This window comes from Polyangium jinanense, from assembly GCF_028435265.1.
GTDB lineage: Bacteria > Myxococcota_A > Polyangia > Polyangiales > Polyangiaceae > Polyangium > Polyangium jinanense.
Genome location: NZ_JAGTJK010000039.1, coordinates 45,146 through 62,932, shown reverse-complemented (window position 1 = coordinate 62,932; position 17,787 = coordinate 45,146). Strand labels below are relative to the sequence as shown.

13 protein-coding genes are annotated in these 17,787 nt (G+C 69.3%); 4 read left to right on the top strand and 9 right to left on the bottom strand.

Features of this window, described 5'->3' with window-relative positions; genetic code table 11:
* Positions 1–71: 71 nt before the first annotated feature.
* Positions 72–1,139 (top strand): hypothetical protein, encoded by a 1,068-nt coding sequence (locus tag KEG38_RS40405; RefSeq protein ID WP_272425808.1) that lies wholly within the window; start codon positions 72–74, stop codon positions 1,137–1,139.
* Between the two features lie 55 nt (positions 1,140–1,194).
* Here the strand turns inward: KEG38_RS40405 and KEG38_RS40400 are convergent, their stop codons facing one another.
* Together KEG38_RS40400 and KEG38_RS40395 are read right to left on the bottom strand one after the other, a co-directional pair.
* Positions 1,195–1,764, bottom strand: coding sequence for a peptidylprolyl isomerase (locus KEG38_RS40400; protein WP_272425807.1), 570 nt, complete (start codon positions 1,762–1,764; stop codon positions 1,195–1,197).
* A 44-nt stretch (positions 1,765–1,808) separates the two neighbouring features.
* A complete protein-coding gene (locus KEG38_RS40395) occupies positions 1,809–3,032 on the bottom strand; it encodes a thiolase family protein (protein WP_272425806.1) in 1,224 nt (407 codons plus the stop codon).
* A 289-nt stretch (positions 3,033–3,321) separates the two neighbouring features.
* Here KEG38_RS40395 and KEG38_RS40390 point away from each other — a divergent pair, with 289 nt between their 5' ends.
* Positions 3,322–6,645 (top strand): GAF domain-containing protein, encoded by a 3,324-nt coding sequence (locus tag KEG38_RS40390; protein WP_272425805.1) that lies wholly within the window; start codon positions 3,322–3,324, stop codon positions 6,643–6,645.
* A gap of 309 nt (positions 6,646–6,954) precedes the next feature.
* On the opposite strand, the gene KEG38_RS40385 is transcribed toward KEG38_RS40390, so the two are convergent.
* From KEG38_RS40385 to KEG38_RS40375, 3 genes are all read right to left on the bottom strand, one after another.
* Positions 6,955–7,128, bottom strand: a complete 174-nt coding sequence (locus KEG38_RS40385) for a hypothetical protein (protein ID WP_272425804.1) — start codon at positions 7,126–7,128, stop codon at positions 6,955–6,957.
* Between the two features lie 502 nt (positions 7,129–7,630).
* Positions 7,631–7,828, bottom strand: a complete 198-nt coding sequence (locus KEG38_RS40380) for a hypothetical protein (RefSeq protein WP_272425803.1) — start codon at positions 7,826–7,828, stop codon at positions 7,631–7,633.
* Positions 7,829–8,184: 356 nt separating this feature from the next.
* The gene (locus tag KEG38_RS40375) at positions 8,185–8,781 is read right to left on the bottom strand and encodes a hypothetical protein (RefSeq protein ID WP_272425802.1); all 597 of its coding nucleotides are present in this window, start codon (positions 8,779–8,781) and stop codon (positions 8,185–8,187) included.
* A gap of 636 nt (positions 8,782–9,417) precedes the next feature.
* On the opposite strand from KEG38_RS40375, the gene KEG38_RS40370 reads away from it, so the two are divergent.
* Entirely contained in the window at positions 9,418–10,119 is a 702-nt protein-coding gene (locus KEG38_RS40370) for a hypothetical protein (RefSeq protein ID WP_272425801.1), read from the top strand.
* Between the two features lie 46 nt (positions 10,120–10,165).
* Here KEG38_RS40370 and KEG38_RS40365 read toward each other — a convergent pair whose 3' ends face one another.
* Positions 10,166–11,917 carry a cytochrome b N-terminal domain-containing protein gene (locus KEG38_RS40365; protein ID WP_272425800.1) on the bottom strand — a complete coding sequence of 584 codons (1,752 nt, stop codon included), beginning with the start codon at positions 11,915–11,917 and terminating at the stop codon, positions 10,166–10,168.
* Positions 11,914–12,483: a QcrA and Rieske domain-containing protein gene (locus tag KEG38_RS40360; RefSeq protein ID WP_272425799.1), complete on the bottom strand. Its 570-nt coding sequence runs from the start codon at positions 12,481–12,483 to the stop codon at positions 11,914–11,916. The genes KEG38_RS40365 and KEG38_RS40360 overlap by 4 nt, the downstream gene beginning before the upstream one ends.
* A 77-nt stretch (positions 12,484–12,560) precedes the next feature.
* Here KEG38_RS40360 and KEG38_RS40355 point away from each other — a divergent pair, with 77 nt between their 5' ends.
* On the top strand, positions 12,561–14,831 hold the full coding sequence (locus KEG38_RS40355) for an autotransporter assembly complex protein TamA (protein WP_272425798.1): 2,271 nt from the start codon (positions 12,561–12,563) through the stop codon (positions 14,829–14,831).
* A 215-nt stretch (positions 14,832–15,046) separates the two neighbouring features.
* Here KEG38_RS40355 and KEG38_RS40350 read toward each other — a convergent pair whose 3' ends face one another.
* Entirely contained in the window at positions 15,047–15,289 is a 243-nt protein-coding gene (locus tag KEG38_RS40350; protein ID WP_272425797.1) for a hypothetical protein, read from the bottom strand.
* A 159-nt stretch (positions 15,290–15,448) separates the two neighbouring features.
* Positions 15,449–17,776, bottom strand: a complete 2,328-nt coding sequence (locus KEG38_RS40345; protein WP_272425796.1) for a (Fe-S)-binding protein — start codon at positions 17,774–17,776, stop codon at positions 15,449–15,451.
* Positions 17,777–17,787: the final 11 nt, after the last annotated feature.

The window sequence follows — 17,787 nt, the reverse complement described above, 5'->3', positions numbered from 1 at the left end:
CGATCGCCCTCGACGTGATACCTTCGGGCATCCTTTCCAGTCGGGCCCGCGCGCCCGAGCGAGGTGATGCCGTGAAGCGCTCCGCCATCTTGACCGCAACTCTTCTGTCGGCCCTGGGCCTCACGTACGTGGGCTGTACCCAAGACTTCAACCAGTTCGAGCCCACGGGCGGCACCGGCGGCCTCGGGGGTGGGGCGAGCTCGTCGAACACCGGCGGCGCGGGCGGAATCGGCGGCGCGGGCGGCATGGGCGGCGTCGGCGGGATCGGCGGCGCCGGGGGCATGGGCGGCGTCGGCGGAGGCGGCTCGGGCGGCATGGGCGGCACGCCTTGCGAGAACCCCACGGACTGCCCGGCGGACACGGCTTGCCGCGCGTGGGACTGCGTTCAGGGGATGTGCGAGGCGACCGACGCGCCCGACGGTATGGGCCTGCCCGACCCGACGAACGGCGACTGCAAGGACCTCGAGTGCGACGGCATGGGTGGCGAGAGGGAGACCGTCGACGAGTCCGACACGCCGCCCGGCGACGGCAACCCCTGCACGGACTCGGCCTGCGTGAACGGCGCGCCCATGCACGTGCCGACCCCCGGTGACGCCTGCCAGGGCGGCGTGTGCAACGACGCCGGCATGTGCGTCGAGTGCATGGACGACGGCGACTGCAACGATCCGACGCCGAAATGCGACATGAACACGTGCGTGGCCTGTGTCGCCGACGCCGACTGCACGGGCGCGAACGCGACGTGCCTGCCCGACCACACGTGCGTCGCCTGCGACGACGGCGTGATGAACGGCACGGAGACCGGCGTCGATTGCGGCGGAACTTGCCCCGACAAGTGCATCGCGGCGGCGTGCGCGACCAACGACGAGTGCGCGAGCGGCTTCTGCGCGGACGGCGTCTGTTGCGACACCGATTGCACCGGGACGTGCAAGGCGTGCAACGTCACGGGCCAGGAGGGCACGTGCTCGAACGTGCCGGTCAACCAGGACGACACGAACGCCACGACGACCTGCATGGGCAACAAGGCCTGCGACGGGGCCGGCGTCTGCAAGGGCGAGGTCGGCGCCCCGTGCGCCGTGAACGCCGATTGTTTGACCAACAAGTGCATGGGCGCGGGCGCGAACAAGACCTGCGCGCCCTGATCGAAGCTGCGCGCCGGGTCTCCGTGGAGGCCCGGCGCCGCTTCGCCCGCTCCGGCTACTGCCGGTAGATCTCCACCCGCTCGAGCACCACGTCCACATTCGGCCGATCCCGCGAGGTCTGGACGTTCGCGATCTTGTTGACCACGTCCTGACCGGTCACGACCTTGCCGAAGACCGAATGCTTGTTGTTGAGGTGCGGCGTCGGCCCCTCCGTGATGAACCACTGCGACCCGTTCGACCCCGGGCCGCTGTTCGCCATCGAGAGCACGCCCGGCCCGTCGTGCCGGAGCTCCGGGTGGAACTCGTCGGCGAACTTGTAGCCCGGCCCGCCCGTGCCCCAGCGCGACGCCGTGTCCGTGTAACGCGTGAGCGGATCGCCGCACTGGATCATGAACCTCGGGATCACGCGGTGGAAGCGGACGCCGTTGTACAGCGGGTTGTTCTTCTGGGCCTCCCCGGTCTTCGGGTCCCGCCACTCGATCGCGCCGGTCGCGAGGCCGACGAAGTTCTTCACGGTGTTCGGCGCGCGCTCCTCCTCGAGCCGGACGATGATGTCGCCGAGTGTCGTGACGAGCCGTGCGTAAAGCTGCCCTTGGCCGGGCACGTTGATGGCCGGAAATTGCATGTCTCTTCCTTCCTTTTACCTGGGGCCGTTTGGCCCCGACCCCCTCAGACTTTTTCGAACAGAGCCGCGATCCCTTGCCCCACGCCGATGCAAAGCGACGCGAGGCCGAGCTTCTTTTCACGCGCCTTCATCGCGTGCACGAGCGTGCAGGCGATACGCGCGCCCGACGAGCCGATCGGGTGGCCGAGCGCGATGGCGCCGCCGTTCACGTTGACCCGCGACGGATCGATCTCGAGCGTACGCACACACGCGAGCGCCTGCGCCGCGAACGCCTCGTTCAGCTCGACGAGGTCCACGTCCGACGCCGAGAGGCCCGCGCGGGTGAGCAACTTTCGGACGGCGGGGATCGGCCCCTCGCCCATGAAGCTCGGATCCACGCCGGCCGTCTGGCTGCCGAGCACACGCGCGAGCGGCGTCACGCCCGTCGCCGCGACGACCTCCGCCGACGCGAGCAGCAGCCCCGAGGCGCCGTCGTTGATCGGTGACGAGTTGCCTGCCGTCACGCTGCCGCCCTTCTTGAACACCGCCGGCAGCTTCGCGAGCGCGTCGAGCGTCGTGCCTTCGCGCACGGACTCGTCGCGGTCGAACAGCACGGGATCGCCTTTCTTCTGCGGGATCGGCACGGGCACGACCTCGGCTGCGAAGGCCCCGCTCTTCCACGCCTCGGCGGCCCGGCGCTGCGACTCGACCGCGAAGCGATCCTGATCTTCTCGGGAAACGCCGTACTTCTCGGCCACGTTCTCGGCCGTCTCGCCCATCGAGATCAGCGGGAAACGCGCCTTCATCCGTGTGTTCTCGTACCGCCAGCCGAGCGTCGTGTCGTAGACCGGCGGCGGCGTGCGATCGAAGGCGCTGGCCTGCTTCGGCATGGAGAACGGCGCGCGCGTCATGCTCTCGACCCCGCCCGCGATCACGCACGACGCCTCACCCACGGCGATCATCCGCGCCGCGTCCGCGACCGCCTCGAGGCCCGAGCCGCAGAGCCGGTTCACCGTCACCGCCGGCACCTCGTACGGCAGGCCCGCGATGAGGAGCGCCATGCGCGCGACGTTGCGGTTGTCCTCGCCCGCCTGGTTCGTCGCGCCGAACACCACGTGATCGAGCCGCGGGGCGAGCGCCTCGTTGCGTTTCGCCAGCGCCGACACGACGTGCGCCGCGAGGTCGTCGGGCCGCACACTCGCGAGCCCTCCGGCGTAACGTCCGATCGGCGTGCGAACGGCGTCGACGACGTAGACCTCGCGAGGCAAAAGAGACTGTCGCGTGCTCATGCGAAGGGACTCTAGTCCCAGCCCCCGAGCCTTCGCAAAGCTTCGTTTTTTTCACCCTCCGCGGCGCGCGACGTGAGCCTTCATGCGCATCGGATCACCTGCGTTCGATGCGGCCGCGCACGCGCGCAAATCCTGCGCGCGTGATGCGTTCGGAGGAACGTCGCAGACGGACCAGGACGCCGCACGTTTTCTCCGGCGAGGCCTTTTTGTCGCGTATCACGACGAAAATGAAGGTACGCTTCGGAGACGTCATCGCGTGGGGGGGAGCGCCGCGCACCGACGGGACGCCATGAAAAGCACCGAGCACCGAGCGCGCGAGCCCGGTCCTACCGAGGAGCAACTCGCCTTCCTGGCGCGAGCCGGCGAGCGCCTGGCAAGTTCTCTCGATCTGCGCACGACCCTCGCGAATCTGGCCCGACTGAGCGTGCCGACGCTCTGCGACTACTGCGTCATCGACCTGCTCGAAGAAGACGGACGCCTGCACCGCGTCGAGGCCGCGCACGTCGACCCCGCCAAGGAGCACCTGCTCACGCCCCAAGCGTCGCCGCGCGAGAGCGGCATGTGGCTCGCCGAGATCGGCCCGCGCCTGCTCGCGCGTGGCGAGCCCCTGCTCACGCCGAGCAACGACGCCGTCCCTACCCCGCGGAGCCACCCGTTCTGGCCCGCAGCCGTGCTCGGCACGATCTCGTCCATCAGCGCGCCCCTCGTCGCCTCGGGCCGCACGATCGGCGTGCTCACGCTGGCCACGGCCGACTCGGGCCGAAGGTACGGTCACGCCGATCTCACGATCGCCCAGGACCTCGCCCGGCGCGCCGCGCTCGCGATCGACAACGCGCGCCTGCACGCCGCCGAGCAGCGCGCCCGCGAGGCCGCCGAACGCGCCGCCGCCCGCACCTCGCGGCTGCAAGCCCTCACGTCGAGCCTGGCCGCGGCCCTCACGCCCGCGCAGGTCGCCGACGCCGTGCTGCAACAAGGCCTCGTCGCCGTCGAGGCACGCGCCGCCGCGCTCGCGCGGTGCACGCAGGACGGGAGCCTCGAGATCATCGGCGCCCTCGGGTTCGTGCTCGGCCAGCTCTCGCGCGGCGCCCGCATCGCCGAAGATGCTCCGGGTCCGCTCGCCGAGGCCGTGCGCCGCAAGCAGCCGCTCTGGCTCGAATCCGAGACCGCCGTCGCCGAAGCGCGGGCCCTCGCCGAGCTCGATCCGGAGGGCCAGGCCCCGCCGAAGTCGCTCGCCTGCTTGCCCCTCATGCTCGACGACCGGGCCACGGGCGTGATCCTCTTCTCCTTCCGCGAGCCCCGCGTCCTCTCGCACGAGGACCGCTCGTTTTTGCTCACGCTCGCGCGCCAATCGTCGCAGGCCATCGAGCGCGCGCGCCTCTACGAGGCCACCGAGCGCGCCCGCGCCGCCGCCGAGCTCGCGACGATGCGCCTCGTCGCCCTGCAGCGCATGACGGCCGCGCTCTCCGACACGATGAGCCGCATCAAGGTCGCCGAGACGATCGTCGACCACGTGCGCGACATGCTGCCGAGCTGCAAGGCCATCGTCGCCACCGTCTCCGCCGACGGCGAGCACCTCGACCTCGTCCGCGCCATCGGCCACACGCGCGAGACGCTCGACCGCTACGACTCCACGAAGCTCACCTTCGCCTCGCCGCTCACGGACGCCGTCCGCAACCAGACGCCTCTCTTCTTCGACGACGAGGAGGCCTTCCGCGCGCGTTACCCGCACCTCGCGCACGGCAGCTCCGACGTGCCGTACTGCGTCGCCGCCGTGCCGTTCCTCGTCGAGGATCGCGCCATCGGCGGGCTCGTGCTGCGCTACCACCGCTCGAGCCAGCGCGCGAGCGAGGACAATGCGTTCATCCTGCACCTCGCCCGCACCTGCACGCAGTCGCTCGAGCGCGCCTACCTCTACGAGGCCGAGCGCAAGGCCCGCGCCGAGGCCGACATCGAGCGAAGGCGCCTCGCCCTGCTCGCCGAGGCGAGCGCCCTGCTCAACGCCTCGCTCGATTCGACGGCCATCTCCGAGGCGCTCTCGCGCGTCGCCGTGCCGAGCTTCGCGGGCTACTGCATCGTCTGCAGCCTCGACGACGACGGCACCCCGCAATTCATGAGCGCCCTGCACGAGGATCCCGAAAAGGAAGCGATCCTGCGCGACATGCGCTCGCGTTACCCCTTCGGCAAGAACCACCCGATCAGCGAGGCCGCGCGCTCGGGCAAGGCGAAGCTGCTCCGCGCCGTCGACGACGGCTCCTTGCGCGCCCTCGCCGCCGACGACGAGCACCTCGAGATCATGCGCTGCATCGGCACCACGTCGGCGATCGTCGTGCCGCTCATCGCGCGAGGCCACACCCTCGGTGTGCTCTCGTTCGGCACCACGCGCGCGCGCTACACCCAGGCCGACCTCGCGCTCGCCGAGGAGCTCGGCCAGCGCGCCGCGCTCGCGCTCGACAACGCGCGCCTCTTCCACGAGGCCCAGGAGGCGAGCCGCGTGAAGGACGAGTTCCTCGGCGTCGTCTCGCACGAGCTGCGCACGCCGCTCAACGCCATCCTCGGCTGGGCGCGCATGCTCCGCACCGGCGCCGTCCGCGAGGGCAACCAGCCGCGCGCGCTCGAGTCGATCGAGCGCAACGCCGTGCATCAAGCGAAGCTCATCGACGACCTGCTCGACGCCTCGCGCATCACGGCCGGAAAGCTCCGCCTCGACCCGTCGATCCTGGAGCTCGCCCCCGTCGTCGAGGCCGCGGTCCACTCCGTCACGCCGGGCGCGACGAACCGCGAGATCACGCTGCATACGGCCTTCGATCCGGGCAGCGTCCCGGTCTTCGGCGACCCGAGCCGCCTCCAGCAGGTCGTGTGGAACCTGCTCTCGAACGCGATCAAGTTCACCCCCAAGGGCGGGCGTATCGACGTGCGGCTCGCGCGCGCGGGCGACGAGGCCGTGCTCGTGGTCCAGGACAGCGGCCGCGGCATTCGCGCCGAGCTCTTGCCGCACATCTTCGAGCGCTTCCGCCAGGGTGACGGCACGCTCACGCGCGCCTCGGGTGGCCTCGGGCTTGGCCTCTCGATCGTGCGTCACCTCGTCGAGGCGCACGGCGGCACGGTGCGCGCCGAGAGCGACGGCCCGGACACGGGCGCGAAGTTCACGGTCAAGCTCCCGATCGCCAAGCCGCGCCCGCTTGCCGTGCAGGGCCCGCCGGCCGACGAACGCCGCGCCGAGAAGCGCGCGCTCGCGGGTCTGTCGATCCTGGTCGTCGACGACGAACCCGACGCGCGGGAGATCCTCTCCGAGATCCTCGACATCGCGGGCGCGACCGTGAAGACCGCGGCCGACGCGGCCGAGGCCCTGCGCATCCTGTCCGACTTCGTGCCGGACGTGCTGGTCTCGGACCTCGCGATGCCGGGCGACGACGGCCTCTCGCTCATCCGCAAGATCCGAAGCCGCACGCCGGATCGGATCGCGACGGTGCCGGCCATCGCGCTCACGGCGTACACGCGGCCCGAGGATCGCGTGCGCGCGCTGAACGCGGGGTTCCAGATGCACGTGCCGAAGCCAGTGGATCCGACGGAGCTCGTGGTGACGATCGCGAGTTTGCGGACGCTCTTGGCCTGAGGGGGCGGGGCGAGCGCCGCTTCAGGACGGCCCGACCCCTCGCCTCCACGGACGGGGTCAAGCGGGGGCTCCAGTCCGCCTTTGGCGCTTCGCCGACGACCCCCCCGGCCGCTCCCACCTCCCGTCGGCGCTCCGCCGAAGGGCCCCCGGACCGCTCCAACCCCCTCTTGGCGCTTCGCCAAGCGTCACCCGGACCGCCCGGACCTCGCTTCGGCGCTTCATCGCTCCATTTTCGGAGCGATTGCTCACATTCTAGGCGATCGAGCCTCAGGGCCTCGGCGGCGGGCAGGTTTCCAGGATGGCCCGCCCTCACAGCGGCGGGCACCTCTCCAAGCAGGACCTGAGCCAGCTTCCACACGTGTTCTCATCGTACACTTCGAGGCACTCAACATACTCCGTCTCGCACTGGGTCGTGCAGTCGTCCTCCGCGGCAGGGGCCGCGGCAAAGGCGAAGAGAAGCGCGGAAAACAACGCGGTTTTCATGGGGACCACCTCCTCGCTTCGTTCGACCGCAACGGTCGTACCGCGCGTAGCCGGTGTCCGCGGTGCAAGCGTTGCTCGCTCGCGAGTCACCGCCGTGCACGCGTGCCGATGGGAAGGGATGACCTGGAGGGGGACGTGCGACGGGGGCTCAGGGCTTGCCCGCCTGCTCCTGCACGAACTTCGCGAGCAGCGCCCGATCCTTCTCGGACAGCTTCTCCTTGAAGCCAGCATGTGCCCTTCGAGCTTCGGATCCATCGCGCCCTTCGGGTAGGTCGCGCCGCTGCCCGGATCATCGATCTGCGCGAGGATCCACGGCACCGAGGCCCAACCGCGCAGCTCCGGCGCGAGCGAGTCCTCGTCGTCCGTCTTGCCGTCGAGCCTGTGGCAGCTCTCGTGGGGGTGTCGGCCTTCATATCGCTCCATTTTCGGAGCGATTGTTCACATTCTAGGCGATCGAGCCTCAGGGCCTCGGCGGCGGGCAGGTTTCCAGGATGGCCCGCCCTCACCGCGGCGGGCAATTCTCCAAGCAGAAGCTGTACTGGTATTTACACATCAAAAAATCCACCGGGTCGCGGGCCGATCCCCGGCACTCGGCAAACTTCGTCTCGCACTGGGTCGTGCAGCTCGGCGGCGGCTCGTCCTCCGCGGCAGGGGCCGCGGCAAAGGCGAAGAGAAGCGCGGAAAACAACGCGGTTTTCATGGGGACCACCTCCTCGCTTCGTTCGACCGCAACGGTCGTACCGCGCGTGGCCGGTGTCCGCGGTGCAAGCGTTGCTCGCTCGCGAGTCACCGCCGTGCACGCGTGCCGATGGGAAGGGATGACCTGGAGGGGGACATGCGACGGGGCCTCCCTTGCGAGGCCCTTCGGCGGGCTCAGGGCTTGCCCACTCATGGCGTACACGCGGCCCGCAGCACTCGCCCCGCGGTCGCGGCGTAGTTTCTCGCGTTTCACCTGTAAGGTTTTCCGTGGAACATGGGCCCCCCGCGCGATGTGCTAGACAGAGCCCCTCGTCGGATCCGGGGTGAAACCCCGGCGCTACGCACCGGAACACCCTCTCAGGGCTGCCAGCAATCCGCAGGGACCTTGCAGACGTCGGTCGCGCTATCGCAGCTCGCGTGCGCGCGCTCGAACTGCGCCGCTACCTCGGGGTCGTCGGTCTGCGCTCGGCAATCCGAGGGGCGCGGCTCGTCGGCCATGCAGAGCGTGACCACGTCCCCAGGATCGCTGATCTCTCCCTTCCGCTCGACGTTCTGGCACAGGCCGCCGGAGCACACGTACTCGACGTCCGAAAATTGCGGGCACTCGTCGTCCGCGTCGCACGCGACGAACCTGCACATCGACGGATCCGTGAACCACGCGCCGCTGTCCAACCCGACGGCCGAGCAGATCTCGATGAACCTATGCCAGAAATGCGAATAAAAAACCCTGCCGGGGCTCCCGCTGCCGCTGTTGCACGGCACCGGCGGCGGCGCATCGAGGGGCTTTATCGCGCAGCCCTCGTTGTAAGCGCACGTCAACGAGAACGTCGCGCCTGTCGTGTCCCGCAAAACCTCGGGGATGGAGTTCCCGCAGGAGATGTTCAGCGCGGCGGAGAGAGCGACCAGCAGCCACACCCCCCTGGTCAGACCGTATCGAGTCTTGCGCATCGACATGTTGCTGCTCATACGGCACGCGGCCGGATGCTGGGTCAAGTGTGAGCACGAATCCGCCCGCCGCTTGCCGCCTACGCTCCCGCGGTCGCCTCGACGCCCCGTTGGGGCTCGCCTCTCGCGCCCCGCAAGCCTCGCGGCCCTGACTCCCCGTTCCGGTCATTGAGGCTTTCCGATCGCCAGCCCGCAACTCGCACGCTCCACCTGCGATTCTTGGTTTCTACGCGTGCAGGATGAACCATCTCGCGCAGTCGGCGCTCCAATGGGTCGCGCAGCCGCCCAGACGTGGATCCACGCGCGCGCCGACGAACCCCTCGCCGGCCGAGTGTACCAACGGCCCGCGCTCCGACGCCCTCTCCCCTGCCGAGGCAATCACCCACCCACCCTCCGAAGCCCCCATCGGCTCCCCAGGCGCCCACCCGCCCACGCGCCGACATGCCTCTCGCCTGCCGAGGTGCCCGCCCGCCCGCCCTCCGCCTCCTCCTCGGCTCCCGGGTCCCCCACCTGCCCGCCCTCCGACGCCCCTCTCCCCTGCCGAGTTCGTGCTCCCCCTACGCTATCTCACTCTCCAGCCTTTTTCGTATGCCACGATGCCGATGTTCTGGACGGACATTCCCCCCCGTCCCGGGAGGAGACCTCATGGCCGACGATTACATCGACTACATGGAGTGCGCTGAGTATGCCGATCACCTCTACACCGAGGGCCAGAAGCTCGTCGGCGCCTCGCCGCTGGTGGATGTCTCGGCCCTCCTCTCTTACGTGAAAGGCGCAGCGGACGCCGTCAGCGCCGAGCTCTCGAAACAGACGCTCACCACGAGCGCCGCGCGTGGCGGCCGCGCGGACGTCGAGGCGCAGGCAGAAGCCGGGCGCAAGGAGGTCACGCGGTTCTTCAAATACCTCGGCACGCTCGCCGACGACGTCCCCCATGACAAACAGGCCTTCTTCCCGGGAGGCAAACAAGGCGACGTCAAAAAGCTGAAGCCCGCCGACGTGCAAAAGAAGCTCGCGAAGGTGCTCGCCGGCTTCGATGCGAACGCGAACGCGCTTCTCCCGGAAGCGGCCAAGTGGAAGGCACGGCTCGTGAAGGCCGAGGCGGATCTCGGCGCGGCGATCGGGCAAAAGACCTCGACGGTCGGGACGAAGATCATCCACACCGCGGAGCTCGTCGCCGCAAGGCAGGCCTTCCTCAAGGCGTACACGAACGTCGCCAAGCCCCTCGTCCGTGGCCTCCTGGCGAAGCTCGGGCGCGAGGACGAGTTCTCGGTTTACTTCAAGGACACGACGGTGGTGGAGCGGAGGCCCCGGAAGAAGGGAGCCGACGAAACCGTGGCCCCCTCCTGATTCGACTTGACATGAGCGCGGTGGTGTAAAACCGCCGCCACCTTCCCTACTTGCCCGCCTGTTCCTGCACGAACTTCGCGAGCAGCGCCCGGTCCTTCTCGGAGAGCTTCTCCTTGAACGCCGGCATGTGGCCTTCGAGCTTCGGATCCATCGCGCCCTTCGGGTAGGTCGCGCCGCTGCCCGGATCATCGATCTGCGCGAGGATCCACGGCACCGAGGCCCAGCCGCGCAGCTCCGGCGCGAGCGAGTCCTCGTCGTCGGTCTTGCCGTCGAACCTATGGCAGCTCGTGCATCGTTGCCCCACGAGCTTCTCGCCCGGCATGCCCTCGCCCTTCTTCCCTTGCGCTTGCGCCGCGAGGAAGTCCGCGATCGCGTCGAGGTCCGCCGGGTTCATCGCCGTGAACGCCTTCGCCGCCTCCGGATCCGCGGGCGGCTTCGTCATGCTCGGCATCTCGCCCTTGAACGCGGTCTTGCCGAACATCATGTCGTGATCCGGCTCCTCCATCACGCGCTTCGCCCACGCCTTCGTGCCGAAGCCCGAAAGGTCCGGCGCCGTGTCCTTGTCCTTCGGCGGCCCCAGATCGCCCATGCGATGGCAGCTCGCGCAGTGCTGCTCGAACAGCGCCACGCGCCGCGTCTCCGGATGGTTGCGCAGCATCGCGAGCGCGCCCTCCGGCGGCACGCCTTCTTCCGCCAGCTTGCGCGCCTTGTCGCCTTGCGCCCCGGCCTTCACCACGGCCTTCGCGAACTCCGCGTCGGCGGCGTCCGTGCGGATCGACGCGAACGTCAAGACGCCGAGCGCGGCCCCGAACAGACCCACCGGCACGAGCAGCGGCAGCCGCTTCATCACGCCGCGATCGGCCTTCTTGTCGATCAGCGGCAGGACGAACAGATAGCCCGCGACGAGCCCCGGGATCACCACCGTCGCGATCAGCTCGAGCTTGCCCGGGAAGGGCTTTCGCATCTCGTAGAGCGCGAGGAAGTACCACTCGGGCCGCGCCGGATAATCGCTCGTCGGATCCGCCGGCGCGTCGAGCGGCGCGCCGTGCCGCAGATACGTGAGCGCCCCGATCACGCCGAGCACCAGGACCGCCACGATCACGTCGCGCGCCGCCTGCGTCGGGAAGTACCGATCCGACTTCACCGCGTCCGCGGGCGTCGCGAGCGCCGGCCCGTGCTTGCGCGAGAGCCAGAAGTGCGTCGCCGCGATCGAGCCGAGCAGGAACGGCAAGACCACCGTGTGCAGCGTGAACAGACGCGACAGCGTCATGTGCCCCGGCGTGCCTCCGCCGAGGAGGAGCTGCTGGAGCACGCCGCCGACCACGGGCACCGTCCCGATGATCCCCGTCTCGACCCGGAGGCCCCAGAAGCCACGTTGATCCCAGCGCAAGGGATTGCCCGTCAGCGCCGCGACCACGACGAGCCCCACCATCGCGAGCGCGAGCCAGTACGTGATCTCGCGCGGCTTGCGATACGCCCCGCGCACGATCGCGTAGCCCACGTGGATCACCGCGAGCACGATCGCCGCCTGCGCGCCGAACTGGTGCAGCCCGCGCACGACCCAGCCCGCCGGCACCTTCTGCTGCAGGTACGCGACGCTCGCCCACGCCGTCGTCGCGCTCGGCGAATACACGGTCATGAGCAAGATGCCCGTCACCGCTTCGAGCAGAAGCACGATCCCGAGCGCCGCGCCCCACGCGTACGCGAAGCGCGCTCCGCCGGGGACGGTCGCTTCCACGAGCTTCCGGGTGAGCGCCCGGTAGCCCGTCCGTTCGTCGAGCCAATCGCCGAGCTTCACCCGACCTCCTTACGCTCCGCGATCCCCTGGCGGAAGAGCTTGAAGTCCACCTCGACGTGACCGTCCACCACGCGCACGGCGAGCGGATCCATCCCGCGCGGGCTCGGCCCCGCCTCCGCCGCGCCCACGAGCGAGAACCTCGACGTGTGGCACGGGCACGAAAAACTCTTCTTGTCGCCGTTCAGATCGATCGAGCAGCCGAGGTGCGGACAAACCGCGCTGAGCGCCGACACCGCATCGCCCTTCTTCGTCAGCCAGATCGAGCCGAGCTGTTGATCCTTCGTCACGGTGTACGCATCACGCTCGTCACCGACGACCACGACGCGCCGCGGCTCGCCCTCGGTCAGATCGGCGAGGCGACAAACGCGCATCCAGCGCGCCGCGCCCACGCCGCCTTCGGACGACGGGGCCAGCATGGTCACGGCCGGAACGACGATCGCGCCCGCATACGCCGCGCCGCCCAGCGCGACGAGCACCTTCAGCGCGCCGCGACGGCCGCCGTCCACGCGCGAAGGTTCCTCGGGACGCTCGGCCCGCGGCGGCTCGACGCCGAGGTCGTTTTGCATTGGCTCCGCCATCTCGTAGGCTCTCCCTCCGCCGCGACCGCGCGCGGCGGCTTGAGGATACCCGAGGGGGAGGTCACTTGACGCAGAACAGGAGCACGTCCCGCGTCGTCTTGCGCAGGCTTTTGCCCCTCGCCTTGCCCCTCGTCACGTCCACGGCGTGCCAGACCACGCCCCCCAAAACCCCGACGTGTAACCCTCAAGACCTCTCCGGCTGCATCATCGAAGAGGTCGACGTCCTCGGCAACGACGAGATCCCCGACGCCGCGATCAAGGACAGCATCGCCACCGCGGAGAGCGCGCACCCGCTGGGCGGGGTCCTTCAAGGCATCCCCATCGCCGGCTTGAGCGACGTCCTCGCCGTCGAGTACGAGCGCTTCGATCGGTTCGTCCTCGAACGCGACCTCACCCGCATCGAGCGCTACTACCGCACCCGCGGGTTTTACGAGGCGCACGTCGAGGCCGGCCGGGTCATGCGCCGCAAGTCCGACGGCAAGATCCGCATCGAGATCGTCGTTCACGAGGGCAAACCCGTGAACATCCGGAAGGTCGATCTCGCCTGGGTCGACTGGCGCATGCCCGACGCCGCCGACGTCACGCGCCCCGTCACCGAGGCGAAAAACGAGCTCCCCCTCGGCAAACGTTTCGAGGAGAACAGCTACGAGGCCACGAAAAAGGCCATCACCCGCGTCCTCACCGACCGCGGCTTTCCCTACGCGAACGTCCGGGGCGACGCCAAGGTCGACCTCGTCGCCCACACCGCCGACGTCACGTACCACATCGAGCTCGGCCCCCGCGCCACGTTCGGCGACATCCGCATCGAGGGCCTCGGCGAGCTCCCCGAAAAACCGATCCGCGCCGCCCTCGGCTTCCACAAAGGCGAGCGCTTCTCCACCAAGACCCTCGCCTCCGCCGAGCGCGCCCTCGCCGACTTCGGCATCTTCGGCGCCATCGACGTCCGCCCCGAGCTCCCGCCGCCCGATAAGCCCCGCACGAGCGTCGTACCCATCACCATCGTCGTCCAGCCCGCCGCGCTCCGCGCCGTCAAGCTCGGCTTCGGCGCCGAGGCCGGCGGACGCGTCGAGGCGCACGGCGTGGCGAGCTGGGAAGACCGAAACTTCCTCGGCGGCTTGCGCCGCTTCGCCATCGAGGCGCGCCCCGGCCTCGTGTTCTACCCGAACGCCCTCTACAACCTGTTCCTCGCGCGCCCGAGCTACATCCTCCCCGAGATCCGCCTGCGCTTCGAGCTCCGGCAGCCCGGCGTGTTCGAGCCGCGCACGCAGGCCGTCCTCCGCGGCGCGGGCAACGTCTACCGCCCGCTCAACATCATCACGGCGCCCGCCCCGGGCACACCCGAGGCCAAGGAGCCGGCCCTCGGCTACCGCGAGGCCGCCGTCACCCTCGGCCTCGAGCGTCGCTTCTCCGACTTCACCCACTACCTCGGGCAGTTCATCCACGTGCAGTACGACGACCCGTTCCTGTACTGGCACGACGCCGCGCCCGAGGGTTTTACCCGGCTCCTGTTCACGTACCTGGAGACCGTCGGCACGCTCGATTTCCGTCAAAACGACCGCGGCGAGACCGACCGCGTCGCCCCGCGTCGCGGCGTCTACCTCAACCTCAACGCCCAGCTCGCGGGGTATTTCCTGCCCGGCGCCGCCGACGACGTCCGCCTGCGGCCCGAGTTCCGGGCCTACGTGCCCGTCGCCAAGCGCGTCACGCTCGCCTTCCGCCTGGCCGGCGGCTTCCTCATCCCGCGCTCGGACGACTTCAAGCAGACCCTCGAGATCCTCGAACCCAAAGCCCGCGAGCGGAAACGCCCCGACGAGGACGACGACGGCATCGTCGACGGCACGAACGTCTCGCTCGACGACCTCCGCCGCTCCCTGCAGCTCCTGCAATTCCGCGGCTTCTACAGCGGCGGCCCCAACTCGAACCGGGGCTACATCTACAACGGCGTCGGCATGCACGCGAGCGTGCCCCTCCGCGACACCGCGCGCGGAGCCGTGCCGCCGTGGGCGCCGACGGGCGGCCTCACACTCTGGGAGTCCGCGCTCGAGGTGCGCCTCTCCTTCACCGACAACCTCGGCGCGATCCTCTTCCTCGACGCGAGCGACGTCCGCCCGGGCCTCGGGGAGCTCGCGCTCACCCGCCCGCACCTGTCCGCAGGCCTCGGCCTCCGGTACGCGACCCCGGTCGGCCCGGTCCGCGTGGACGTCGGCTACCGCGTCCCGTGCGCCCAGCAGATCGGCATCTGCGACGAGGCCAAGCTCGCCTACGACGTCGGTTTGTTCGGATATACGGGCGGATTCCCGATCGTGACGACGATCGCGATCGGCGAAGCTTTCTGACGGAAGCTGGGTCTCATCGCGAGGCGTCGCGCCGGGGCGCTGCCCCGGGCCCCGCGGGGGCTGTTCGCCCCTCGACCGGGCGTTTGCGATGAACTGCGCACCGCGCAGTTCATCGTCCTGGGTCCAGCCCCTGGCTGGTCCGGGTGCAGGGGCGGACAGCCCCTGCTGGGGCCTGGGGCAACGCCCCAGCGCAGCGGCGTGTTGGGGGGGAGGGTTTATCCCTCTTCTTCTTCGACGCTCCACGTGGCGAGCGCCGTGATCCCGATGGCCGTCGCGCATTGCGCGCAGAGCGGCGGCTCTTCGTAGCGGACCTCGTCTCCGCGGGTCCACACGTACAGCCCTCGACCGGCCGGCTCCCCTTCGATGAGCTCGGAGCAGGCGTCGCACCGGAGCTCACCGGCGTCCTCTGGCGTCACGCGCGCTTTGAGCGCCACGTCGGCCAGCGAATCGATGGCCATGGAAAAAACCATGTTTCGCGGTTGCTCCATTTGCCTCCCTCGGTCCGGCGACCGCCCGAATCTAGCTCAGGCTCTCGTCGGACGCACGTGCTCCGGAACGAGGGGGGGTGGACCGGGCGATTCCTGGTGGGAATTGAGGGAATCGCGGAACTTGCGTGATCAGGCCTCGGCCTGTGCTTCCGCCTCGGGCGCAGCCTTCTTCGACTTTTCCTTCTTCGGCGCGCCTTCGAGGCAGCTCTCCAGCAGGATTTCCGAGACGTCGAGCTGACGCACGCTTTCTTCCTTCCCGTGCGCCTTGAGCCCGTCGGTGATCATCGTCTGGCAGAACGGGCACGCGGTCGCGATCGTCTTCGCCTCCGTCTGCAGGAGCTGGAGCGTGCGCTTCACGTTCACGCGATCCTTGTTTTGCTCCTCCATCCAGAACTGCGCGCCGCCGGCGCCGCAGCACAGGCCCTTGTTGCGGTTCCAGCCCTCCGCCTCGACGAGCTCCACGCCGGGGATGCTCTTCAGGATGTCGCGCGGCTGCTCGTACACGTCGTTGTAGCGGCCGAGGTAGCAGGAGTCGTGGAAGACGACCTTGCCCTTCACCGGGTTCTTCGGCGAGAGCTTCCGCTCCGCCACGAGCCCGAGCAGGAAGTCCGTGTGATGCACGACTTCGAACTTCGCGCCGAAGTCCGGGTATTCGTTCAGGATCGTGTTGAAGCAGTGCGGGCAGGCCGTGATGATTTTCTTCACGCCGCCCTGGTCCTTGTAGCCCTTCAGCGTGGCCACGTTCTGCTCGGCCAGCATCGCGAACAGGTACTCGTTGCCCGCGCGCCGCGCCGGGTCGCCCGTGCAGGTCTCCTCCTGCCCGAGGATCGCGAAGTCCACGCCCGCCGCCTTGAGCAGCCGCGCCGTCGCCCGCGCGATCTTCTTCGCCCGGTCGTCGTAGCTCGCCGCGCAGCCGACCCAGTAGAGGACCTCGGCCTTCGGATTGTCGGACATCATCGGCACGTCGAGCCCCTCGGCCCAGTTCGCGCGATCCATGCGGGCGAGGTTCCAGGGGTTGCCGTTCACCTCCATCGCCTGGAACGGACCGTTGAGCTGCGCCGGGAACTCGCCCTTCACGAGCACGAGGTGCCGCCGCATCTCCACGATCTTGTCGACGTAGCTGATCATCACGGGACACTGCTCCTCGCAGGCCCGGCACGTCGTGCAGGCCCAGAGCACGTCCGGGTGGATCACGTTCGCCACGAGATCCTTGCTCGCGTCGCCGGCCGCGCCGTTCGCCTGCGCCTGCGCGCCTTCCGGCTCGGAGCGGTAGGGGCCGACCTCGCCGTTGTCGTCGGTCGTCGCCTCGGGCCGCGGCAGCGCGGAGCCCACGCGATCGGCCTCGTGCTTCAGCGCGATGAGCTCGCTGTCGTGGTCGTACAGGTGGTCGCGCAGGTTGAGCGTGAGCTGCTTCGGCGAGAGCAGCTTGCCGGTCTTGTGGGCGGGGCAGTTGTCGGAGCAGCGCCCGCACTCCGTGCACGTGTAGAAGTCGAGGATCGCCTTCCAGGTGAAGTCCTGGATCTTGTTCACGCCGACGGGCTCGGCCTTCGCGGGCTCCTCGGCCATCTTCATGACCATCTCGCCGATCGCCTCCGCGCTCGGCGCCATGAGCGGCAGGCGCCCACGCGGCTCGACGCTGCGGAAGAAGACGTTGAAGACGGCCGTGATGACGTGGAAATGCTTCGAGTACGGAAGGATGTTCAAGAAGATCAGGACGAGCGACGCGTGCGTCCAGAACCCGATCTTGGCGATCACGAGCAGGGTGTCGCGCGGCACGCCGGCGAGCAGGGTCGCGAACAGCGAGCCGGCCGGCGAGGGGAACGGCGCCCACGCGAGCGGCTGCGTCGGCGCGGGCCCGAGCGGGGCCACGACCTTGCGGACGGCTTCGCAGTATTCGGGCTCGAGGTTTCTGCCCGTACAGCCCGCGAGGCCCTTGTGGTGCAGGACCATGCTGGCGCCGTCGTAGAGCATGTCCGCCAGCATCATCGTCATGATGATGCCGAGGATCAGGATCGCCTCGCCCGACTTGGTCATGCGGGGGTCGACCTTGATCACGCGGAAGTACAGGAAGACGAGCGCGCCGACGATGACGAGCGACGCGATGACGTCCTTCAGGAACTCGTAGGCGTGTCCGAGGGGCAGGCCGAGGAAGCCCTCGGGCCCCAGGATGAAGAGGTTGAACGACGGGTCGAAGCCACGCCCCCAGAGGATGATCGACCGGGCCAGGAGCACCACGAAGCCCAGGAAGATGAGCATGTGGGCCGCACCGGCGAGCCGGTAGTAATGCATCTTCTTCTGGGCGAGCGCGTAGATCGCCGTGCCTTTCACGCGCTCGGGGACGTCGTCGAAACGATCCTCCGGCCGCCCGACCTGGAGCAGCGACCACCGCCGGCCTGCGCTGTACGCGAAGGCCCCGGCCAGGCCGAAGATCATGAGAAACATCAGGAGCGGATTCATGGCGCGCGTTC